Below are 21,139 nucleotides of genomic sequence, written 5' to 3' on the forward strand. Positions count from 1 at the left end.
GAACTATTTATAATTAGGGGCGGATATTATGTTCAGGTCAGTATTTACAGGGGTGCTACTAGGAGCTGTTAGCACGGTAGCATATTCCACATCACTTGAAAGCGTTGTGGCGGAAGGATTAACTAACAGTCCTGAAGTACAGAGAGCTATCAACGCGAGAAATGCAGTATATCAAGAGGTTCGTCAAGCCAAGGCTGGTTATCTTCCGAGTGTCGATTTGGAAGCTGGTATTGGTTATGAGTGGACTAATAATACAACTACGCGTGCAAATGGGGATGATGTTGAGCTTACCCGTGGAGAGGCGCGTTTAAGTATTAGGCAAATGATATTTGATGGCTTTGCTACTTCTAGTGAAGTGAAGCGTCAAAAAGCTCGTTCAATTTCTGCTGATAAACGCTTAATAGAGTCGGCAGAGACTTATGCCCTAGATGCAGCTAGAGCCTATATTGAATTAAACCGCCGAACTGTTTTATTGCAGCAAGCAAAAGAAAACTTATTTAACCACGTAAAAATTTACGATCAGATTAAACGTCGTTCTGAATCGGGTATGGGGGCTTTGGCTTCAATTCAGCAAGCAGAAGGGCGTTTGGCGTTGGCTGAAGTTAACACACTTGCGGCTGAAAATAACTTGTTGGATGCTAGGGCAAATTACCAACGTGTTACTGGGTTGATGGCTCCTGAGGAACTTGTCTATCCTGAAATGGTTAATGTTACAATTCCAGAATCTTTGGATGAAGCAACCGAAGCCGCGCTTAGTAATCATCCGACATTACAAGTAGCTGAAGCTGACACTGAAGCAGCAGTAGCGCAATATAATGCAGCAAAACGTAACTATTATCCTCGAGTAGATTTTGAAGTTGATCGTACTTGGAATAATAATTTAGATGGTGTTGAAGGTGTAAACGAAGATCTGACGGCTATGTTCCGTTTGCGTTATAACTTGTATAACGGTGGTGCTGATCAAGCTCGTGTTCGTCAGACTCAGCACCAGATTGAAGAGGCAAAATCGATACAAGGTCAAAGCCATCGTGAAGTACTCCAAAGTATCGAATTGTCGTGGAATGCATATAGTATTCTGTCCAGACAGTTACCATTTCTTGAGCAGCACGTAGCTTCGAGCCAGGAAACTCGAAACTCTTATCAGAAGCAGTTCAACATTGGTCAGCGTTCTTTGCTTGATTTGTTGGATACAGAAAACGAAGTATTTTCCTCTAAAAATGATCTGACAAACGCGCTTCATGATCAGCTTGTTTCTCAATACCGAGTTGTGAATGGTATGGGGACTTTGTTAGATACGTTGAACTTGTCTTTACCGGAGCCTAATTTAGGTGATGTTGAGGTCGAGCAATCGGCAGAAAAACAGGTGGAAAAAGAAGAGACTGCCTCCTAAGAAAACGTTGAAAAGGGCTAGTGAAGTTCATTAAAATTAGCCCTCAACCTTATTTTAAAAGGGTTGCCATTGGCAGCCCTTTTTCTTTTGCATAAAGAGATATCATGAAATCTCATAAAATCAGTCAAGCTCCGATCCCTATGCGTAATGTGGGTCCTATTAAAATTACTGGACCTGTTTTAGATGAAAAAATTAGCGTGCCTTTAGCTACCTATGAAACGCCTTTATGGCCATCTGTCGGCCGTGGCGCAAGGGTTTCTGCATTGACTGATGGCATCAAAACGACTGTGATTGATGAGCGAATGAGTCGATCTATTCTACTTGAAGCGGATGACGCAACTGAGGCTATGCTTGCTCTAAACTCGATTAAATCTCGTATGAGTGATATCAACGAGGTGGTTGCTCAGAGTAGTCGTTTTGCCAAACTTATTGATATGAATAGCCAGATTGTGGCTAATTTGATCTATCTTCGCTTGGAATTTACAACGGGTGATGCATCTGGTCACAACATGGTGACAAACGCAGCAGATAAGATTATTCCTTGGATATTGTCTGAATATCCGCAGCTTCGTTATTCATCTATCTCAGGTAACTATTGCTCAGATAAAAAAGCGACAGCTGTTAACGGTATCCTTGGCCGCGGTAAATATGTGGTAACCGAGATATTAATACCGCGTGATATTTGTGAAAGACGCTTAAAGACAACGCCTGAAAAAATGGTTGATCTTAATATTAAGAAAAACCTGATTGGGACCATGGTTGCAGGTGGCCTTCGCAGTGCTAATGCTCATTATGCGAATATGCTTTTAGCCTTTTACCTTGCCACTGGTCAAGATGCAGCGAACATTATCGAGGGTTCTCAGGGTATAGTGCACGCTGAAGTACGTGGTGATAACCTTTATTTCTCTTGTACTTTACCTAACCTTATTATGGGGTCTGTAGGTAATGGTAAAGGGATTGATTTTGTTGAAGATAACTTGGCAGCGCTAGGTTGTAAGGAAGATAGAGAACCGGGTGAGAATGCGCAACGTTTAGCTGCTATCTGTGCTGCAACCGTTTTATGTGGCGAGTTATCTTTGCTAGCTGCTCAGACAAATCCTGGTGAGCTGATGGAAGCTCACTTAAAGCTGGAGCGCTAATGTCGGATCTGACTAATGATCGAAAGCTTGAACATATAAGAGCTATAGAAAATGATCCATCAACGGATCGAGCTGGAAGGTACTTTGATCGCATACATTTAATGCATCGTGGTTTACCTGAGATCGCTTTGAACGATGTTGATAGCTCATGTGAATTTTTAGGTTATCAGCTAAGCTTTCCTTTGTTGATATCCTCAATGACAGGTGGTGATCATCAGTTAGTAAAGCAAATTAACCATAATTTAGCGAAAGCAGCTCAGGCAACGGGTGTTGCTATGGCGGTTGGTTCGCAACGCGTTATGTTTACATCTCCTGAAGCTAAAGAAAGTTTCGCTTTGAGAGAATTGGCTCCTGATGTACCTCTCATTGGAAATCTTGGCGCTGTTCAACTGAACTACGGCGTTGATGTCGAGCATGCGCAGCAAGCTATAGATTGTCTAGGTGCTGATGCTTTGTATTTTCACCTCAATCCTCTCCAAGAAGCGGTACAACCTGAAGGGGATACTGATTTCTCCAATCTTGCTGAGAAGATCGAAGCCCTTGTGACAGCACTTGATGTGCCTGTGTTACTAAAAGAGGTTGGGAGTGGTTTGTCTCCTGCCGATATTGAGCTAGGTCTAAAGGCGGGCATAACAACCTTCGATCTAGCAGGTACAGGCGGGACATCTTGGAGTCGAATTGAACACCATCGCAGAAAAGACGCGAGTAATATCGGCCTTAAATTCCAAGATTGGGGGCTGCCTACCCCTGTAGCCTTAAAAATGGCTAGCCCATATCGCGATGTTGCCACATTAGTTGCAAGTGGTGGCTTAAGAGATGGGATTGATATGGTTAAATCTGTTATACTCGGCGCCTCTTTATGTGGCATGGCAGGTCCGCTGTTAAAACCAGCAATGGAATCTGCTGATGCAGTTATAGAAGAAATAGAAAAAATAAAAGCAGAGTTCAGAACAGCCATGTTTCTGCTAGGTGTCCGGGATATAGCATCTTTATCTAATAACCGGGCCCTTGTTTTAGACGAGAGTTAGGATCGAGACCCAAGAATGTCAGTTGGTATTGACGAAATCAGTTTCTATACATCCAATTATTATCTGGATTTAAGAACACTGGCGAATGTTCAGCAAATTGAGTCAGAAAAATATTATCAGGGAATAGGCCAAGAGAAGATGTCTATGGCGGCACCTGATGAAGATGTAGTGACTATGGCTGCAAATGCTGCCTACCCGTTAATTGAAAGGGTAGGCACTGATTCAATTAGTACGTTGCTTTTTGCTACAGAAACGGGTGTGGACCAGTCTAAGGCTGCAGGCGTCTATGTGCATAGATTGTTAGGATTGAATTCTAACTGCCGTGTTGTTGAGTTAAAGCAGGCATGTTACAGCGCAACAGCTGCTATTCAGATGGCGTGCGCGTTAGTTGCCCGACAGCCAGAAAAAAAGGTTTTGGTCATTGCGTCCGATATTGCGCGTTATGATCTTGGTACTTCAGGTGAAGCGACTCAAGGTTGTGGCGCAGTTGCTATTTTGATCTCAGCAACCCCCCGTCTAATCGAAATTGATCCAGAAGTTGGTAATCATACTGAAGATGTGATGGATTTCTGGCGACCAAATTACCGTACGACTGCACTTGTTGATGGTAAATACTCTACCAAGATATACCTTAAGTCGCTGAAAAAGGCTTGGGAAAACTTTGTAGAAGTTAGCTCCCTAGCATTTAGTGATTTCTCTCATTTTTGCTATCACTTGCCATTTAGCCGAATGGCGGAAAAAGCGCATAAACATTTAGCAAAGGTAAACAAAGCAGGCCTGTCTTTGGAGCAAATTGAAGAACAGGTTGAAGAAACACTGTATTACAACCGTATTATTGGCAACAGCTATACCGCTTCCATGTATATCGGTTTGACCTCTTTGCTTGAGAACTGCAAAGAAAATCTGGCTGGTAATAAAGTTGGTTTCTTTAGTTATGGTTCTGGTTGCGTTGCCGAGTTTTTCTCTGGCACGGTAGTGGCGGGTTATGAAAAATGTCTGCACACTCTAAACCATAAAGCTATGTTAGATGCTCGCCAAGAAGTGAGCTATGACGAATATCTGAATCTGTATCGCCACCCAGATCCTCGAGATGGTGAACATCATGATATTCCTGCTGCAACTACTGGGCGTTTCCGTTTGGCTGCGATCAGCGGTCACAAGCGAGAATACGTTAGCTGTTAATGAAGGCAATAGCCCCAGGGAAACTAATACTGAGTGGTGAGCACTCAGTTGTTTATGGGGCGCCTGCTATTGCGATGGCCGTTACATCCTCTGTAATGGCTTCTTATTCTCCTACCGCAAGTCTGAATTTATCTATCTCTTCTGAGGTTTTTGGTAGCTTTTCTAAGAATATAGCCACATTTAAATTCTTTTCCGAACAGCTTGATCAGCGTTTTAATCTGTTTTTACAAAGAAAGCTTGCTGTTTCGGATGTGCTCTCGTCGCCTTCAGATCTGCTGTTTTATACCTTGTCGCAGCTTGGTTTTGATCAGCCCGGTCAGATCTCTATAGCGAGTGCTATTCCCGCAGGTGCTGGTATGGGGTCTTCTGCTGCAGTGATTGCAGCATTGCTAAAGTTGGCTGAAGCTGCTTCTCAGCAAGCATTGACTAAACGGGAGTTCTTCAAGTTAGTTCGCCACTGTGAGAGATTGCAGCATGGCCGTGGTAGTGCGATAGATGCTGCTGCGACGACTTTCGGAGGAGTTGTTAAAGTTCAGAACGAGCATGTAACGCTATTGCCTGAAAAAATAGGAGATAACTGGTTTATCTGGAATAGCGGTTCACCTAAATCTTCAACGGGTGAAACGGTTTCGTCTGTACGTGAGTCATTTGAGTTTTCAACAATTTGGCAGCATTTTGAACAAGTTACGCAGGATTTTGAGCGAATAATCTATTCTTCAGATGATCAGCAGAAACTAGACCTCATACAAGAAAATCAGCGCCTATTACAACAGATCGGTATTGTTCCACACGCCGTTGCTGATGTTATTAAGCGTATAGAGTCGATGGGGGGAAGTGCTAAGGTTTGTGGTGCTGGTAGTAGTTCTGGAGATACAGGTGGTTTGGTATTGGTCTATGCCCCGAAAGGTAATGCTGCAGAGATCGCTAGCCGTTTAAATATCCACCTACAGCCTTTAAAACTCAGTTATCAAGGAGCGTATGTTGAAGCGGATTAAAGTGACCGTGCCTGGCAGTATTATGCTGATGGGTGAACACGCAGTGCTTTTTGGTCATAAGGCATTAGCTTGTGCTGTGGATAAATATATACGCATAGAGCTTGAGCCTATCTCAACACGAGAAGTGCTGATTGACTCTGCACTAGCCCAATACCAAAGCCCGTTGCCAGATTTGGTTGCTGATGACAGGCTGAGTTTTGTGCTGGCTGCGGTTGCAATGTATGCGGATCGCCTGCCTTCAGGTATTAAAATTACGATTCGTTCAGAGTTTTCTCATACCGTTGGTTTGGGTTCTTCAGCCGCGGTCACTGCAGGTGTAGTCGCTGCACTCGCCTCTTTTGTAAACGATGAAACGGATCTAGATAGCTTATTCGATCGTTCACTGGCAGTTGTTCATGACGTACAAAATGGGCGAGGCTCAGGAACTGATCTTGTGGCTAGTATCTTTGGTTCGATTGTTTCTTATCGAGTTAAGCCAAGGGAGATCAAAGCACTGTCAGCGCTACCCGAGATATCGCTTTACTACGCGGGCTATAAAACCAAAACACCAGATGTATTGAAGCATGTAGAGGATTTAGCGAGATATTCCCCTGAACTTTATCAACAGATCTATCAGCTAATGGGGTCAGTAACGGATAATGCTGAAAAGGAGATTGCTAAACAGGATTGGCAGCAGCTTGGTCAATTAATGAATAATTACCAAGGCTTAATGGACGCATTAGGTGTAGCAGATAAAGCGATTTGCGATATTGTGTACACGCTTCGCGAGAGCAAGCATATTACAGGTGCTAAAATTTCAGGTTCGGGTCTTGGGGATTGTGTGATTGCACTTGGTTCGGATCCAGATCTATCTATAGCTTACGAACAAATTCCAGTCTCAGTTTCGGCACAAGGGGTTAGCATTGAGAATAACTAAGCAGAGTGTAGTGGCATCGTTTCTTCCAGAGAAAACTATGCCGGGTACTAAAGCAGAAGCATTTGCGCCAAGTAATATTGCCTTGTGTAAGTATTGGGGTAAACGTGATGTTGAGCTTAACCTGCCTATCAATGCTTCATTATCTATTTCGCTAGGTGAGCTAGGTAGTCGTACGAAAATCACGCCTTCGGATGCCGGTGATCAGGTCTATCTAAATGACGAGTTACAAAGTGAAGATTCATCCTTTGCTCGTAAAGTCATCGCGTTTATAGATCTTTTTCGTCGAGATCTTGATCAACCGGTTAAGGTAGAAACAACCAATAATATTCCAACAGCGGCTGGGCTTGCGTCGTCAGCTTCCGGATTTGCTGCACTTATGTTGGCGATTAACGAATTTTACAGTTTCGATCTTGATCAGAAGGTCTTGTCGGCATTTGCTCGAATTGGTAGTGGCAGTGCATCGCGATCTATCTATCAAGGGTTTGTTGAATGGTCTAAAGGTAAACAAGAAGACGGCATGGATAGCTGTGCAGAGCCTTTAGCGGTTAATTGGGCAGGGTTCAGAATTGGTTTGTTAAAAGTCGCTACTGGTGCCAAGAAAATCGATTCACGTTCTGGTATGCAACGTACAGTTGAGTCGGCTGATCTATATCAGTCTTGGCCTGCACAGGCTGAGAAGGATCTGAATACAATTAAGCATGCTATAGCTGAACAAGATATGAGTCTGTTAGGTCAAACTGCTGAGCAAAATGCTCTGTCAATGCATGCAACAATGATTGCTTCATGGCCGCCGCTTTTATATTGGCAACCAGAATCTGTTGCGGCTATGCATCGTGTCTGGGAGTTAAGATTGTCGGGCGTAGAAATTTATCTGACGATGGATGCTGGTCCTAACCTTAAACTCCTATTTGAAGTGCAAAATGAAGCTGCGGTTCGAGAGGCTTTCCCAGAGTTAACCGATATGGATCTGGTCGCGCCCTTTGGTTAAGTGAGTATGCCTACTCATCATGATCATTCAGACCATAGCTCTTCGGCATTCATTCTGACTCGAAGTCAGCACGACACTCGCGAGGGTATCGTGCTGACCTATTGGGTCTGTTCAGAGCATCACGCTTTTCCGATATCTATTACTCAGCAAGAGGCGGTACTTTTTGTTCTTGATGAGCAAGTTCCGCGAGTTAAAACCTTACTGGGTCATCTCCGAGATTGGCGAATCAATAAAGTCGATCTTACTGATCTTCAGTATCGTGGTGTTACCGCTATCTATAGCCAAACTTTAAAAACCTATCGCCAAATTCAAGAGCTACTGCATCTGCATAATATTGTCATGATGGAAGATGATATACGGCATGCAGATCGCTATCTGATGGAACGGTTTATTCAAGGTGGTGTTCATATTAGCCAAGTGAATAAACAGGTCCGTTTAAAGCCAGATACGTTTACGCCCAATTTACGCATTCTCTCTATTGATTTAGAAACGACGATGAAAGCAGACAATATCTTGTCGGCTGCATTCTATGCTGATGACTTTCAATTGGTATTGATGCAGGGGGAGGGTGTAGATAGTGCAGGGTTAGAATATGTTTCTGATGAAAAGGCCTTGTTACAGCGATTTATTCAAGTGGTAGCGGAATATGATCCCGATGCGTTTATTGGTTGGAACGTAGTCGGCTTTGATTTTCGGGTACTACAAAAACGTGCTGAAGCACTGCGTATTCCACTTGTTCTAGGTCGTGACAAGTTGCCTTTAAAGCTGCATGAATCGGCTCAGGGTAAGCTCTTTGTGCGCATGGCAGGGCGAATCGTATTAGATGGTATTGATACCCTGAAAGGTGCAACTTATCAGTTTGAAAGTTTTGCTTTAGAAAACGTCGCTCGGGATATGCTAGATCGAGGTAAGTTGATAGACCATGTTGATGATCGTGGCGGTGAAATACAACGGTTGTTTAGAGAAGACAAAGAGGCTTTGGCTCGTTATAACCTTGAAGATTGCCGCTTGGTTTGGGAGATATTTGAGCATGCTGATCTGATTAATTATCTTCTCGAACGAGCACGTCTAACAGGATTGGCGCTTGATAAAGTAGGAGGATCAGCGGCAGCATTTGATAACCAATACCTCCCTCTGTTACATCGTTCAGGTTATGTAGCGCCGCAATATGCTTCTGGGATGTCAGGGCTTAGTGCGCCCGGTGGCTACGTAATGGACTCGCGTCCAGGCTTGTATAGACAGGTCTTGGTTTTAGATTTTAAAAGCCTGTACCCCAGTATTATTCGTACCTTTAAAATTGACCCTTATGGTTTGGCTGAAGGACTTAAAGAGGGGGCGGAGCCTGAAGATTTAGTCCCCGGCTTTAACCACGCAATATTTTCGCGTAGTAAGACGATTTTACCTGAGTTGATCGAGAAGCTTTGGGCGGCGCGAGATCAAGCCAAGCAGTTAAAGAACGCTGCATTATCCCAAGCGATCAAGATTATTATGAACTCCTTTTATGGTGTTTTAGGTTCAAATGTCTGCCGTTTTTTTGATCAACGACTCTCGAGCTCGATCACCTTGAGGGGGCATGAAATCCTGACAAAGACACGAGATCATATCGAATCGGAATTTGGTTTTAAGGTGATCTACGGTGATACTGATTCTGTTTTTGTCTGGTTAGGCGATGATTTCCCAGAGGAGCAAGCTAACAGTACAGGTCGTGCTGTTGCTGAACACCTAAATCGCTGGTGGCGTGAAAATCTACAAGAGCGCTTCGAGCTAGATAGTCAGTTAGAAATCGAGTACGAGACGCACTATTGTCGGTTTTTAATGCCGACTATGCGCCATTCAGACAAAGGCACTAAGAAGCGTTATGCAGGGCTTAAGCGATCTGGGGATGGTTCGACCCAGATGGTGTTTAAAGGGCTAGAAAATGTACGTACTGATTGGACGCCCTTGGCTCGTGAGCTTCAAGAACAGCTTTATGAGCGTATTTTCTTAGGCCAAGAGTGGCAGTCGCTACTTAAATCAACGGTCGAAGCGTTGTTAGCGGGTAATTTAGATCACAAGCTTATCTATAGAAAGCGTATACGTCAGCGTTTGGATCAGTATGTGAAGAATAAACCTCCTCATGTCCAGGCGGGCTTGAAAGCTGAGTATAGATACCAAGCAAAAGGTCAACCTAGCCCTTATCGGTCAGGCTCTTATATTGAATATATGATGACCGTTAATGGCGCAGAGCCCATTGAATTTATGAGCTCGCCTTTAGACTATCAGCATTACTTGGATAAGCAGGTGAGGCCTGTATGTGAGACGATTTTGCAGTTTTTAGATGAGGACTTTGATGATCTCACAGCGCCACAGCATTCGCTTTTTTAGCGATGTTGTTAGGCTTTAACGTCTATTTGGGTGCCTAGCGGGCTTAGTGGATCGACTCTAAGTTTCCCCGGTGCGGTGACTTCCAATAGCTGCATCACTTGCTCACCCGTTTGTTCGATCTGATCTTTAGCCATCTCGGCTGATTTAACCGCATGAGTGGTTTGTGTCTGTTGCGTAGACATTGTTGTCGCTGCAGCAGTGATTTCATTGGCTTCCATAACATCTTCCTATTGTCCGATTACGACAGCTATCTGTAATCCGTTCACAGGTGTCGGTGCTTGATGAAAAAATACTTACATTAATCTATCGGCTTGGATTGGTTTGGCTTTAGAGGATTTTAATCTATTTAGCTAATTAAGTACTTTTGGATAGGTTCTTAATGATAATGGTTATCAATAATTTCATGAGGCATGCTGGTAGTTCACTTAATGTGTTGTGATAAATAAAAAGGAATAATAAAAATGCTAAAAAAGATTATGGGTGTAGTAGCGCTATCTTCGTTATTAGGTGCTGTAAACGTGTCTGCTGCGGGTAATATTGCGGTTGAAGAATCAGTAAAGTTGAATGTGAAGCCGTCTGCTGTATGGGCGCTTTTAGGGGATTATAACGGCTTGTATCGCTGGCACCCTGCGGTAGCGTCTAGTGATAGAGATAATAAAGTGCGCGTACTGACTTTGGGCAACGGTGCGAAAATTACTGAGACTTTATTGAGCAAGGATGAAGGTAAGCGCAGCTATCGTTACCAAATTGATGAGTCACCATTACCAGTGTCTGATTATGAATCCGAAATACAGGTTAAGTTGGATGACCAAGGCGGCTCGATTGTAGTTTGGAGCTCTAGCTTTAATGCAGCTGGTGCCTCAGATGCAGAAGCGGAAAAAACAATTCGTGGCGTTTATCAGGCGGGTTTACAGAATCTAGATAAGCTATATAACTGAGTTATTGAATGGCCATAGAACAAAAAAAGCCACCTAAAAAGGTGGCTAAAGCAATAAAGATATAGAGCTACATATCTTTAAGGATAAAGATCACAAGTACGCAGGGGCCATGAGCACCCATTTGCAATTTTTGTCCGATGTCCGCGCTACGGGATGGGCCAGTAATCATATTGACCGTGCGTGGCATTTCATCAGGGTTCTGTTCACGTACCATCTGCCAAGCGTCTTCGTAGCTACCGACGATCGTCGATTCACGCAATAATACGAGATGGCAATCCGGTAGGAAGTTCAATGTCGTCGGGCTCTCTGGACGGGAGTACATCATCAGAGTCCCCGTTTCTGCGATACCCGTCATAGAGGTGGTTAAGCTAGCAACATCGCCAGATTGCGCAACACGCTGCTCGCGTTTGATATCGCCTAAAGCAGACCAATCGAGTTCGTTTAAGCAATCGTCACTTGCACTAACTAAAGATTTAAAATCATGTTTATTTAACCACTCAGCAACTGCAGCTGGTAGATCGTTCATTGAGTTAATGTCGATGAGCTCAGCCGCAGCACCGCTAGCCATATCTCTAAATAGTTGGATCTGACCCGCTTTGTCTAGCTGGCTACGTTTAGGAATAATGGTCGCTTTATGTGCATTGATGCGACGTGTTGCAGCTGCTTTTTGCGCGGGTGTTGCTTCACCACGCTGTAAGCCACGACGGATATTGCCAAGTATTTCTGCTTTGCTCATCTTACTTCTCCGCCTTATTGTGGGCTTTCCATTGATCCATAAAGGTTTTGCCTTGAGGTGCCGGCATATCACGCCAATCAGTCCAGCCACCGGCTAACGGCATTTTCTTGATGCGGCCTTTCTTACCAGCGAGTTTGTTCATAAACCAAGCAGAGCTTCTTGCTAACCAGCGGTATAGGGCAGGGCGTTTGGCAAAAAATGCCCAGCCAGCGATACCAAACCTGACAGCTTTGGGTGTTAAGTGCTTTTCAAACTCTTTCTCTCGCCAGTGACGCATCAATTTTGGAAGAGGAATACGCACAGGGCATACTTCTTCACATTTACCACAAGATGTTGAGGCGTTTGGCAGATGCGCAGCTTTGTCAATGCCGATCATCTTAGGGGTTAAAACAGAGCCCATAGGACCTGGGTAAACCCAACCGTAAGAGTGGCCACCAACAGCACCGTATACAGGGCAGTGGTTCATACAAGAAGAGCATCGGATACAGCGAAGCATATCTTGAAACTCTGTTCCGACCATCTCACTACGGCCGTTATCAACTAATACAACGTGGAAGTTCTCTGGACCATCTTGATCTTCAGCGCGTTTCGGCCCTGTGGATAACGTGTTGTATACCGTAAATTCCTGACCTGTCGCAGATCGAGCTAGCAGTCGAAGAAATAGACTCATATCTTCCAGTGTAGGTACGACCTTCTCGATGGAAGTAATCACAATGTGAGTTTTTGGCAGGGTTTGAGTAAGATCGCCATTACCTTCGTTGGTCACGATGATGGTTGATCCAGTTTCTGCTACCAGGAAGTTGGCTCCAGTAAGCCCGACATCAGCACCTACGAATTCTTTTCGTAGTACTTCGCGAGCTTCCTTCATTAGCGCCTGTGGATCTTCTGTTTTAGGACGCTTGTGATGTTCGTGGAATGTCTCAGATACATCGTTAACATTCAGATGTATCGCCGGTGCAATAATATGGCTCGGATGATCATCACGAAGTTGTAGGATATATTCCCCCAAATCTGTCTCGACAGGGCGTACACCATTAGCTTCAAGGTATTCGTTCAGACCGGTTTCTTCCGAAACCATCGACTTACCTTTAGTGATGGTCTTTGCATTTACCTGTTTACAAATATCGAGAATGGTTTGGTTGGCATCGTCACCTGTTCTGCACCAGTGAACATGACCACCATTTTTTACAACGTTATCTTCAAACTGTTCCAGATAGATATCTAGATTCTGAATGATGTGATTTTTCAGATCACGGGCTTCATCACGTAGATCTTCAAACTCCGGTAGGCGCTTGATGGCATTGGCGCGGTTAACAGGGAAACCATGTTTAAACTGACCTAGGGCTTCCTGAAGTTCGACATTATGCAGCGCTATACGAGCGTTTTCTTTAAATTCTGGGCTTTTAATATGCATCGTGTATTACCCCGCGCTCAGTTCAGAGGCTAGCTCATATTCTGCTTCGCCAATGGCTGGCGTGTCAGTCATACCAGCTAAGATCTCAACTACATGACGTGCTTCAATTTTCTTGCCTTCGCGTTTAAGCTTGCCGGCCATATTTAATAGGCAGCCTAAATCGCCACCGACTAAAGTACTCGCACCGGAGTCACTGATATATTCAGTTTTGTTAGACACCATGCGGTTAGAAATGTCTGGATATTTAACGCAGAAGGTACCGCCAAAACCACAGCAGGTTTCCGACTCTTCCATCTCGTTAAGTGTTAGGTTTTCAACCTTAGATAGCAGCTTGCGAGGTTGTTGTTTAACCCCAAGCTGGCGAAGACCAGAGCAAGAATCGTGGTAGGTAATCGTACCTTCAAATGCGGCATTGATACGGTCAAAATCGACTACGTCAGTTAGGAATTGGGTAATCTCAAAAGCGCGCGATTTTAGGTCCAATGCGCGTGCCTTCCAAGGGTCGTTTTCGTCAAAGACCTCAGGGTAATAATGCAGCATTCCAATACAGGAACCAGATGGGCCAACGACATATTCATAGCCATCAAAAGCTTCAATCGTTTTTCTTGCAATTTCAGCAGTGGTTGCTTTGTCGCCTGAGTTATAAGCAGGTTGCCCGCAACAGGTTTGTGTCTCTGGTACTTCTACTGTGCAGCCTGAAGCTTCAAGTAGTTTTACGGTTGCGAATGCAACGCTCGGTCTAAACATATCTGCTAGACAGGTTACAAATAAACCGACTTTAGGATTCTGATTTGGCATGAATGTCATCGCTATATTGGTCAGCTCTACCTGATTAGGAATCAGGCTCTCACGTCACTGACGTTTCTTATTTTTCTTCAGTTTCTCGTGCCTGAAGTTTTATCTGTTACTCAAAAGATAGTTAAGAGATGGCGCAAAGGAAATGCTAAACTGTTAACTGGTCTGACCAAGAAGTGGTGTGAGGTACTCTGTGGCGAAAGTGAAAGATGTAAATCTAAGCCAGAAGTTAAGTTCTGAGCTTCAGAGCCAAATTTTGTATGGTGATATAAGCCCAGGCGAGAAACTGCCATCTCAGCGCGTATTGGCAGAACGCTATAGTCTTTCTCGAGCAACGGTTCGTGAGGCTGTTCAAGATCTCGAATTAAAAGGCATTATCGAAACTTATCATGGCGGTGGGAGCCTCTGCAGAAACTTACTCGAAAGTCATTTCTCTATGCCGTCGGAAAGTATTGGCGATAATTTCGAGTTCCAAGTTCAAGTGATGGAAATGAGGGCTGCATTAGAAGGTGAAGCAGCTTATTACGCAGCTTTACGTGCATCTGATGAACAACTGGATCGAATCGGACAAGAGTATGAGGCTATGCAGGCGCGAAGTAGTGGGAACACGACACTGGCCAAAGCCAAAGCTGACCTTAGGTTTCATATGATGATTGCGGAAGCTAGTCATCATCTACTTGTTATTTCTTTCAGTCAGATTTTTTATAACCGTTACTTTAATGCAATTTATGGTGTACTTGATCGAACCCTTAAAAAGTTTGGCCGTTATCCAGACGGCATTAGTGCGCAACATACCCAAATCTATCAGGCGCTGATCAATAGAAATGCAGAGTTGGCGCGTAAGGTTGCGACTGAACATATCGACTACACCAGAAGGCAATTAGAAGCTTCTTAACCCTTTGAAATATGTGACTATCTTATTTAAACAAACCTAAAAAATGCTCCTATACTTTCTTAGAGTTATCTAGAGGTGATAAGGGTGGGGAATGCAGGTTCGTAAGTCGTTGGTTTGGAAAATTATATTTCCTGTATTAGCCGTAATGACGTTGCTAGTCATTGCCATCCTATACTACTTACCGAAAACCATCACACAGCAAGCCATAGATGAAGCTCAAAAAAGAGCGGAAGAAACAGTTGAGCAATTTAAGCGCCTGAGAGGGTATTACACTGAAAATGTAGTAGGTGAAGTGCTGTTACATTCTGATATTGATGTCACCATTGATCATAAGAGCACGACAAATAGTATTCCTTTACCCGCAACGATGGTGCATGAATTGAGTGAGCAATTTACTCAACAAGGTACCCAGATCAAGTTATATAGTTTTTATCCTTTTCCTAATCGAGCCGAACGACAATTAGATGAGTTTGCGATTCAGGCTTGGCATTACCTTAAAGAAAACCCTCAATCTGAATATATAAAGGTCTTAAAGAATGAAGCGGGTGCGAGTGTTGTGCGTGTCGCTATTGCTGACACTTTGGTCGCTGATGCCTGTGTAAAGTGCCACAACAGCCATGCCTTTTCACCTAAAGTGGATTGGAAACTTGGAGATGTAAGAGGAATATTGGAAGTTGATAGCATCATCGAGCCTGCGATTAAAAGTGGTGAGGCTCTAGGGATGAAGTTGGCATTAATAATCTGTGCCGTAATCGCTTTCCTCGTTATGTCGATTTACGTAATTCACCGTTATCTATTTCAAGTTCCTCTGCATAAATTAGCTATGTTGTTGGAGGCCTCAACTGATCACAATACAAAAGAAGAGGAAGGTGCGTTATCAGAATGCGCTGAGCTGACTTATCCCGATAATCATGAGCATGATGAAATAAGTTTCCTCTATCACAAATTCTCCCAACAGCATGAACGTTTGCATGCTAATGCCCAAGCGATGCGTGAATATCAAGAAAAGCTGGAAGCCGAAGTTAAGCTAAATGAGCAACTGTTAGAAGATAGAGAAGCACAGTTAAGCGCAACTCAGCATAAGTTGGATGTAACTCAAAAAGAGTTACTACAAAGCGAAAAACTATCTGCATTAGAGCGTCTAGTTAGCAGTATTGGGCATGAAGTCAGCACACCCTTAGGCGTGTCGAAAACCGCCTCTTCTTTTTTAATTGAGGAAACAGCAGAAGTTTTAGGTAGTTTTCAAAATAATACAATGACTCGCACACAATTCGAGAAATTCTTAACAGATAATAGTGAAGCTGGAGAGTTAATAAATTCGAATTTAACCCGAGCACATGAATTAATGCAGGCCTTCAAGCAGGTAGCTGTTGATCAAATCAGTGAGCAAGAGAGAGAGATAAATCTACGAGAATATATCCAAGATGTACTGCTCAGTTTAAAGCCTTCATACAAGAACGCTCCTGTTGACGTTGTGAATAATATTGATCTTGCTATTGAATTAAATGTAGATGCAGGTGCTATTGCACAAATTGCGACGAATCTCCTGACCAATTCGTTAATGCATGGTTTTAAAGATGGAACAGTTGCCGGCACTGTAACGTTTAGCAGTGAGGTAACGCCCGAAGCATACGTACTTATTTATGATGATGACGGCGAAGGAGTCACTGAAGAGGTACAACAGCATGTATTTGAGCAGTTTTATACAACCCGGCAAGGTTCAGGAGGAACCGGTATGGGGATGTATATTATCCATGAGCTTGTAAAGGATAGACTGCTTGGCGATATCCAATTTAGTAGTAACGAAGGTAAAGGCATCAATATCCGAATCTCTCTGCCGAAGGGTTCAGGCTCCGAATAGATCCTCAGTGAACATAGTCCTAGCTCCTTTTCTTTGATTGACCTATAATCGCGCCAACTTACAACGTACTTGGTTTGTACGGTAAGTAATTTGTATCGAATATAAGTGGCCTTACGTATGGGTCACCACTGAAATCAAGGAAATAACATGCCTGTAATTACCCTACCAGATGGTAGCAAACGCGAGTTTGCTAACCCTGTTACTGTATTTGAAGTTGCTGCTGATATCGGCGCTGGTTTAGCTAAAGCTGCGTTGGCCGGTAAAGTTGACGGTAAAGAAGTTGATACTTCTTTCACTATTGAAAATGATGCTGACCTAGCCATCATCACTGCGCGTGATGAAGAAGGTCTAGAAGTTATCCGTCACTCTACTGCTCACTTGATGGCTATGGCTGTACAAGAATTGTTCCCTGGTGCGCAGGTAACGATCGGGCCTGTTATTGAAGATGGTTTCTATTATGACTTTGCTTACGAGCGTCCATTTACACCAGAAGATCTAGAAAAGATCGAAAAGAAAATGGCGGAGCTAGTTAAGCAGAACCTACCTGTTACTCGTTCATTGATGAGTCGTGATGAAGCGACCAAAATGTTTGATGAGATGGGCGAGAAGTACAAAGTTGAGTTGCTTCAAGCTGTTCCAGATGCTGAAGATCTGTCTTTCTACTCTCAAGGCGACTTCATCGATCTATGTCGTGGTCCGCATGTGCCTTCTACAGGCCATATCAAAGCATTTAAACTGATGAAAGTTGCTGGTGCATACTGGCGCGGTGATTCCAACAACGAAATGCTTCAGCGTATCTATGGTACTGCATGGGGTGACAAAAAAGCCCTTAAAGCTTACCTGCACCGTCTAGAGGAAGCAGAGAAGCGCGACCACCGAAAACTGGGTAAACAGCTAAACCTGTTCCACTTACAGGAAGAAGCGCCTGGCATGGTGTTCTGGCATCCAAATGGTTGGACACTTTACCAAGGTATTGAGCAGTACATGCGTCAAAAGCTTCGTCGTCGTAACTACGTTGAAGTAAAAACGCCACAGGTTGTAGAGCGTACTCTTTGGGAAAAGTCCGGCCACTGGGAAAAATTCTCGGAAGAGATGTTTACCACGCACTCTGAAAGCCGTGATTTTGCTGTTAAGCCGATGAACTGCCCATGTCACGTTCAGGTATATAACCAAGGCCTACGTTCGTACCGTGACCTACCATTACGTATGGCTGAGTTTGGTTCTTGTCATCGTAACGAACCATCAGGTGCACTTCACGGTATTATGCGTGTACGTGGTTTCGTACAGGATGATGGTCATATCTTCTGTGCTGAAGACAGCATTCAGAGTGAAGTATCTGAATTTATCGATTTCCTACATGAAGTGTATGAGGATTTTGGTTTCCAGGAGATTCAATACAAACTATCTACGCGTCCAGAGAAGCGTGTAGGTAGCGATGAAGTTTGGGATAAAGCAGAAAAAGCGCTATCTGATGCGCTAGATAATGCTGGCCTGAAATGGGAACTACTCCCAGGTGAAGGTGCGTTCTACGGTCCTAAGATTGAATTCTCTCTGAAGGATTGCCTTGGTCGAGTTTGGCAGTGCGGTACAATTCAGGTTGATTTCTCTATGCCGGGTCGTCTTGGTGCACAGTTTGTAAACGAACATGGTGAACGTGAAACACCTGTGATGTTGCACCGTGCAATCCTTGGTTCATTTGAGCGTTTCATTGGTATTTTGATCGAAAACTTTGCGGGTGCATTACCGACTTGGTTAGCGCCTGTACAGGCTGTTGTGATGAATATTACGGACAAACAAGCTGATTATTGTCAAAAAGTTGTTCAAAATCTTGAAAATCAAGGATTCAGAGCCGAGTCAGACTTGAGAAATGAGAAGATCGGCTTTAAAATTCGCGAGCGTACTTTACAGAAGGTGCCTTACCTTCTTGTAATAGGCGATAAAGAAGTAGAGGCGGGTGAGGTTGCTGTACGTACTCGTACGGGTGAAAACCTAGGCGCTATGCCTCTAGAAGATTTTGTAAACCTTCTTAGCAGTGATGTCGCTAAGAAAGGTCGTCAGGACTCATAAGTCTAAAAACAGTCAGGAGATAAGACTATCAGGCGTGATAATAGAAGGGGCGCTCGCAGAGAAGAGCCCATGATCAATGAGAATCTACTGAAAGTAGCTAAACAGTGCAGACTTATTGGTCCAGACGGAACACAGATTGGCATCGTACCGGTAAATGACGCTCTTGTGGCAGCACAAGAAGCGGGACTTGATCTGGTGAAAATTTCTGAAGCTGATCCCATCGTTTGTAAAGTGATGGATTATGGCAAGCATCTTTATGAGCTGAAAAAGCAAAAGAATGAAGCCAAGAAAAAGCAGCATCAGGTCCAGATCAAGGAAGTGAAATTCCGTCCTAATACGGAAGAAGGGGATTATCAGGTCAAGCTACGCAACCTGGTACGTTTCCTTGAAGCAGGAGATAAAGCCAAGATAACTTTGCGTTATCGTGGTCGTGAGATGGCCCATCAGGAACTGGGTATGCAGTTACTCCAACGAATCGAGAAAGATTTGGAAGAGTTAGCAGCTGTAGAACAGCGTCCTAAGATGGAAGGCCGTCAACTGGTCATGGTCTTAGCTCCGAAGAAGAAAAAGTAACTCGTTACTTTCCTTAACCCGTGACTGACTTGTAAAAGTTGGCTACGGGTTTTGTCGTTTGTTTCGGGCGAAAAAAAATTAACGAATGCGTGGAGATTTTAGTAATGCCTAAGATGAAATCCAATAGTGGTGCGGCTAAGCGTTTTAAGAAAACCGCTAACGGCTTCAAACACAAGCAGTCTTTCACTAGTCACATTCTGACTAAGAAATCTACTAAGCGTAAGCGTCAGCTTCGCCCTATGCTGCAGGTACATGCTGCAGACAAGGCGTTGGTTCGTCGCATGCTGCCTTATATTTAATCGATTTTTTAGCTAACAGAATTTAGAGGAAGAAAGACATGGCTCGCGTAAAACGTGGTGTTGTTGCTCGTCGTCGTCACAAGAAAGTCCTGAAAAAAGCAAAAGGTTATTACGGTGCTCGTAGCCGTGTATTCCGCGTTGCTAAACAGGCGGTAATCAAAGCTGGTCAATATGCATACCGTGACCGCCGTCAGCGTAAGCGTCAGTTCCGCGCATTGTGGATTGCACGTATCAACGCTGGTGCTCGTATCAACGGTTTGTCTTACAGCCGTTTCATTGCTGGTCTGAAAAAGGCTAACATCGAGATCGACCGTAAGGTTCTAGCTGATCTTGCTGTTCACGAAGCTGGCGCATTTGCAGCGATCGTAGAGAAAGCTAAAGCTTCTCTAGCGTAAGCTAGCACCCAGTGTCGTGTAAGCGACTACTTTGAAATAGGGGAAGGGTGCGAACTCTTCCCCTATTTTTTCGGTTATTTTGCCCAGTTTTCTAGGGAAAACTGGGCAAAGTAACTGATTACTAACCAATTACCGTATTTATCCTTCTATTCGGAGCCGGATAATGGAAAACATTCAAAGCCTTTTGGCAGCAGGTACTGAAGCTGTCGCTATGGCAACTACTACTCAACAGTTGGACGATGTTCGCGTTCAATACTTGGGTAAAAAAGGTGAACTTACTGCACTTCTTAAAGGCTTAGGCAAGCTATCTGCAGAGGAGCGCCCACAAGCTGGTGCTAAGATCAACGAAGCCAAACAAGCGCTTCAAGAAGTGATTAATGAGCGTAAAACAGCACTAGAAGCTGCAGCGCTAGAAAGTAAGCTTGCTGCTGAAACAATCGATGTAACTTTACCAGGACGTGGTCAAGCACTCGGTGGTTTACACCCTGTGACTAAAACCATGGAGCGAATTGAAGAGTTTTTCGGTGGTATCGGCTATACGGTAGAAGAAGGTCCAGAAATCGAAGATGATTACCACAACTTCGAAGCGCTAAATATTCCTTCGCACCATCCGGCTCGTGCTATGCACGACACATTCTATTTTAATGCGAATACACTGCTACGTACGCACACTTCAGGTGTTCAGGTACGTACAATGGAATCGCAAGAACCACCACTACGTATTATCTGCCCAGGCCGTGTATATCGTTGTGACTACGACCAAACGCACTCTCCAATGTTCCATCAGGTAGAGGGTTTGATTGTGGATAAAGATATCAGTTTTGCTGACCTAAAAGGCACACTAGAGCAGTTCCTACGTGAATTCTTCGAAGAAGATGTTCGCGTTCGATTCCGTCCGTCTTACTTCCCGTTCACTGAGCCTTCTATTGAAGTTGATATAGACCGTGGTGATGGTAAATGGTTGGAAGTACTCGGTTGCGGTATGGTGCATCCAAAAGTATTTGAAGCTTCAGGTATCGATCCTGAAGAGTACACCGGCTTTGCTTTCGGTATGGGTGTAGAGCGTTTGGCTATGTTGCGTTACGGCGTAAATGACCTGCGTCTATTCTTTGAAAACGACCTGCGTTTCCTGAATCAGTTCAACTGATCAAGACAACGTTTTAA

The 21,139-nt window shown here is 43.9% G+C and carries 20 protein-coding genes; 16 read left to right on the forward strand and 4 right to left on the reverse strand.

What is annotated here, in order from left to right; translation table 11 throughout:
* Window positions 1–28 precede the first annotated feature (28 nt).
* The 8 genes from ACMXYU_RS04835 to ACMXYU_RS04870 all read left to right on the forward strand — a co-directional run bounded on the left by ACMXYU_RS04835 (window position 29) and on the right by ACMXYU_RS04870 (window position 10,002).
* On the forward strand, window positions 29–1,390 hold the full coding sequence (locus tag ACMXYU_RS04835; RefSeq protein WP_415900458.1) for a TolC family outer membrane protein: 1,362 nt from the start codon (window positions 29–31) through the stop codon (window positions 1,388–1,390).
* A gap of 104 nt (window positions 1,391–1,494) precedes the next feature.
* Window positions 1,495–2,529, forward strand: a complete 1,035-nt coding sequence (locus ACMXYU_RS04840; protein ID WP_415900460.1) for a hydroxymethylglutaryl-CoA reductase — start codon at window positions 1,495–1,497, stop codon at window positions 2,527–2,529.
* Window positions 2,529–3,557 (forward strand): type 2 isopentenyl-diphosphate Delta-isomerase, encoded by a 1,029-nt coding sequence (gene fni / locus ACMXYU_RS04845; RefSeq protein WP_415900461.1) that lies wholly within the window; start codon window positions 2,529–2,531, stop codon window positions 3,555–3,557. Before ACMXYU_RS04840 ends, fni begins: the two co-directional genes overlap by 1 nt.
* A gap of 15 nt (window positions 3,558–3,572) precedes the next feature.
* Window positions 3,573–4,739 (forward strand): hydroxymethylglutaryl-CoA synthase, encoded by a 1,167-nt coding sequence (locus ACMXYU_RS04850; protein ID WP_415900462.1) that lies wholly within the window; start codon window positions 3,573–3,575, stop codon window positions 4,737–4,739.
* A complete protein-coding gene (locus tag ACMXYU_RS04855) occupies window positions 4,739–5,734 on the forward strand; it encodes a mevalonate kinase (protein WP_415900463.1) in 996 nt (331 codons plus the stop codon). Before ACMXYU_RS04850 ends, ACMXYU_RS04855 begins: the two co-directional genes overlap by 1 nt.
* Window positions 5,718–6,650 (forward strand): mevalonate kinase, encoded by a 933-nt coding sequence (gene mvk, locus ACMXYU_RS04860; protein ID WP_415900464.1) that lies wholly within the window; start codon window positions 5,718–5,720, stop codon window positions 6,648–6,650. The genes ACMXYU_RS04855 and mvk overlap by 17 nt, the downstream gene beginning before the upstream one ends.
* Before the next feature lie 10 nt (window positions 6,651–6,660).
* Entirely contained in the window at window positions 6,661–7,638 is a 978-nt protein-coding gene (gene mvaD, locus ACMXYU_RS04865) for a diphosphomevalonate decarboxylase (protein ID WP_415900465.1), read from the forward strand.
* A 6-nt stretch (window positions 7,639–7,644) separates the two neighbouring features.
* On the forward strand, window positions 7,645–10,002 hold the full coding sequence (locus tag ACMXYU_RS04870; protein WP_415900466.1) for a DNA polymerase II: 2,358 nt from the start codon (window positions 7,645–7,647) through the stop codon (window positions 10,000–10,002).
* Between the two features lie 8 nt (window positions 10,003–10,010).
* Here the strand turns inward: ACMXYU_RS04870 and ACMXYU_RS04875 are convergent, their stop codons facing one another.
* Window positions 10,011–10,220, reverse strand: coding sequence for a hypothetical protein (locus ACMXYU_RS04875; protein ID WP_415896638.1), 210 nt, complete (start codon window positions 10,218–10,220; stop codon window positions 10,011–10,013).
* A gap of 243 nt (window positions 10,221–10,463) precedes the next feature.
* Here ACMXYU_RS04875 and ACMXYU_RS04880 point away from each other — a divergent pair, with 243 nt between their 5' ends.
* Complete coding sequence (locus tag ACMXYU_RS04880) at window positions 10,464–10,940, forward strand: SRPBCC family protein (RefSeq protein WP_415900467.1); 477 nt, start codon at window positions 10,464–10,466, stop codon at window positions 10,938–10,940.
* A gap of 67 nt (window positions 10,941–11,007) precedes the next feature.
* Here the strand turns inward: ACMXYU_RS04880 and ACMXYU_RS04885 are convergent, their stop codons facing one another.
* From ACMXYU_RS04885 to ACMXYU_RS04895, 3 genes are read right to left on the reverse strand one after another with little or no spacing between them, the layout of a single operon-like run.
* Window positions 11,008–11,676 carry a LutC/YkgG family protein gene (locus ACMXYU_RS04885; protein WP_415900468.1) on the reverse strand — a complete coding sequence of 223 codons (669 nt, stop codon included), beginning with the start codon at window positions 11,674–11,676 and terminating at the stop codon, window positions 11,008–11,010.
* A gap of 1 nt (window position 11,677) precedes the next feature.
* Window positions 11,678–13,090, reverse strand: coding sequence for a LutB/LldF family L-lactate oxidation iron-sulfur protein (locus ACMXYU_RS04890; RefSeq protein WP_415900469.1), 1,413 nt, complete (start codon window positions 13,088–13,090; stop codon window positions 11,678–11,680).
* 6 nt (window positions 13,091–13,096) lie between these two features.
* Window positions 13,097–13,888 (reverse strand): (Fe-S)-binding protein, encoded by a 792-nt coding sequence (locus ACMXYU_RS04895; RefSeq protein ID WP_415881848.1) that lies wholly within the window; start codon window positions 13,886–13,888, stop codon window positions 13,097–13,099.
* A gap of 190 nt (window positions 13,889–14,078) precedes the next feature.
* Between ACMXYU_RS04895 and ACMXYU_RS04900 the strand changes: the two genes are divergently transcribed.
* The 7 genes from ACMXYU_RS04900 to pheS all read left to right on the forward strand — a co-directional run bounded on the left by ACMXYU_RS04900 (window position 14,079) and on the right by pheS (window position 21,122).
* Window positions 14,079–14,780, forward strand: a complete 702-nt coding sequence (locus ACMXYU_RS04900; protein ID WP_415900470.1) for a FadR/GntR family transcriptional regulator — start codon at window positions 14,079–14,081, stop codon at window positions 14,778–14,780.
* A 91-nt stretch (window positions 14,781–14,871) separates the two neighbouring features.
* Window positions 14,872–16,641 carry an ATP-binding protein gene (locus ACMXYU_RS04905; protein ID WP_415900471.1) on the forward strand — a complete coding sequence of 590 codons (1,770 nt, stop codon included), beginning with the start codon at window positions 14,872–14,874 and terminating at the stop codon, window positions 16,639–16,641.
* 147 nt (window positions 16,642–16,788) lie between these two features.
* On the forward strand, window positions 16,789–18,708 hold the full coding sequence (gene thrS / locus ACMXYU_RS04910; protein ID WP_415900472.1) for a threonine--tRNA ligase: 1,920 nt from the start codon (window positions 16,789–16,791) through the stop codon (window positions 18,706–18,708).
* 27 nt (window positions 18,709–18,735) lie between these two features.
* Entirely contained in the window at window positions 18,736–19,281 is a 546-nt protein-coding gene (infC, locus tag ACMXYU_RS04915) for a translation initiation factor IF-3 (protein ID WP_415901097.1), read from the forward strand.
* A gap of 104 nt (window positions 19,282–19,385) precedes the next feature.
* On the forward strand, window positions 19,386–19,580 hold the full coding sequence (gene rpmI, locus ACMXYU_RS04920; RefSeq protein ID WP_007022505.1) for a 50S ribosomal protein L35: 195 nt from the start codon (window positions 19,386–19,388) through the stop codon (window positions 19,578–19,580).
* Window positions 19,581–19,618: 38 nt separating this feature from the next.
* Window positions 19,619–19,975, forward strand: coding sequence for a 50S ribosomal protein L20 (rplT, locus tag ACMXYU_RS04925; RefSeq protein WP_415881844.1), 357 nt, complete (start codon window positions 19,619–19,621; stop codon window positions 19,973–19,975).
* A 163-nt stretch (window positions 19,976–20,138) separates the two neighbouring features.
* Window positions 20,139–21,122 carry a phenylalanine--tRNA ligase subunit alpha gene (pheS, locus tag ACMXYU_RS04930; protein ID WP_415900473.1) on the forward strand — a complete coding sequence of 328 codons (984 nt, stop codon included), beginning with the start codon at window positions 20,139–20,141 and terminating at the stop codon, window positions 21,120–21,122.
* The last annotated feature ends 17 nt before the right edge of the window (window positions 21,123–21,139 follow it).

Source organism: Neptuniibacter sp. QD48_11, assembly GCF_047778095.1.
Lineage (GTDB): Bacteria > Pseudomonadota > Gammaproteobacteria > Pseudomonadales > Balneatricaceae > Neptuniibacter.

What these genes read in the sequence shown, in the direction of transcription:
- ACMXYU_RS04895 (WP_415881848.1), bottom strand. Translation starts at nt 13,888, where the DNA reads ATGCCAAATCAGAATCCTAAAGTCGGTTTATTTGTAACCTGTCTAGCA.
- ACMXYU_RS04905 (WP_415900471.1), top strand. Translation starts at nt 14,872, where the DNA reads ATGCAGGTTCGTAAGTCGTTGGTTTGGAAAATTATATTTCCTGTATTA.
- ACMXYU_RS04885 (WP_415900468.1), bottom strand. Translation starts at nt 11,676, where the DNA reads ATGAGCAAAGCAGAAATACTTGGCAATATCCGTCGTGGCTTACAGCGT.
- ACMXYU_RS04870 (WP_415900466.1), top strand. Translation starts at nt 7,645, where the DNA reads ATGCCTACTCATCATGATCATTCAGACCATAGCTCTTCGGCATTCATT.
- ACMXYU_RS04835 (WP_415900458.1), top strand. Translation starts at nt 29, where the DNA reads ATGTTCAGGTCAGTATTTACAGGGGTGCTACTAGGAGCTGTTAGCACG.
- ACMXYU_RS04890 (WP_415900469.1), bottom strand. Translation starts at nt 13,090, where the DNA reads ATGCATATTAAAAGCCCAGAATTTAAAGAAAACGCTCGTATAGCGCTG.
- ACMXYU_RS04850 (WP_415900462.1), top strand. Translation starts at nt 3,573, where the DNA reads ATGTCAGTTGGTATTGACGAAATCAGTTTCTATACATCCAATTATTAT.
- ACMXYU_RS04840 (WP_415900460.1), top strand. Translation starts at nt 1,495, where the DNA reads ATGAAATCTCATAAAATCAGTCAAGCTCCGATCCCTATGCGTAATGTG.
- pheS (WP_415900473.1), top strand. Translation starts at nt 20,139, where the DNA reads ATGGAAAACATTCAAAGCCTTTTGGCAGCAGGTACTGAAGCTGTCGCT.
- thrS (WP_415900472.1), top strand. Translation starts at nt 16,789, where the DNA reads ATGCCTGTAATTACCCTACCAGATGGTAGCAAACGCGAGTTTGCTAAC.
- rplT (WP_415881844.1), top strand. Translation starts at nt 19,619, where the DNA reads ATGGCTCGCGTAAAACGTGGTGTTGTTGCTCGTCGTCGTCACAAGAAA.
- ACMXYU_RS04880 (WP_415900467.1), top strand. Translation starts at nt 10,464, where the DNA reads ATGCTAAAAAAGATTATGGGTGTAGTAGCGCTATCTTCGTTATTAGGT.
- ACMXYU_RS04855 (WP_415900463.1), top strand. Translation starts at nt 4,739, where the DNA reads ATGAAGGCAATAGCCCCAGGGAAACTAATACTGAGTGGTGAGCACTCA.
- fni (WP_415900461.1), top strand. Translation starts at nt 2,529, where the DNA reads ATGTCGGATCTGACTAATGATCGAAAGCTTGAACATATAAGAGCTATA.
- ACMXYU_RS04875 (WP_415896638.1), bottom strand. Translation starts at nt 10,220, where the DNA reads ATGGAAGCCAATGAAATCACTGCTGCAGCGACAACAATGTCTACGCAA.
- mvk (WP_415900464.1), top strand. Translation starts at nt 5,718, where the DNA reads ATGTTGAAGCGGATTAAAGTGACCGTGCCTGGCAGTATTATGCTGATG.
- rpmI (WP_007022505.1), top strand. Translation starts at nt 19,386, where the DNA reads ATGCCTAAGATGAAATCCAATAGTGGTGCGGCTAAGCGTTTTAAGAAA.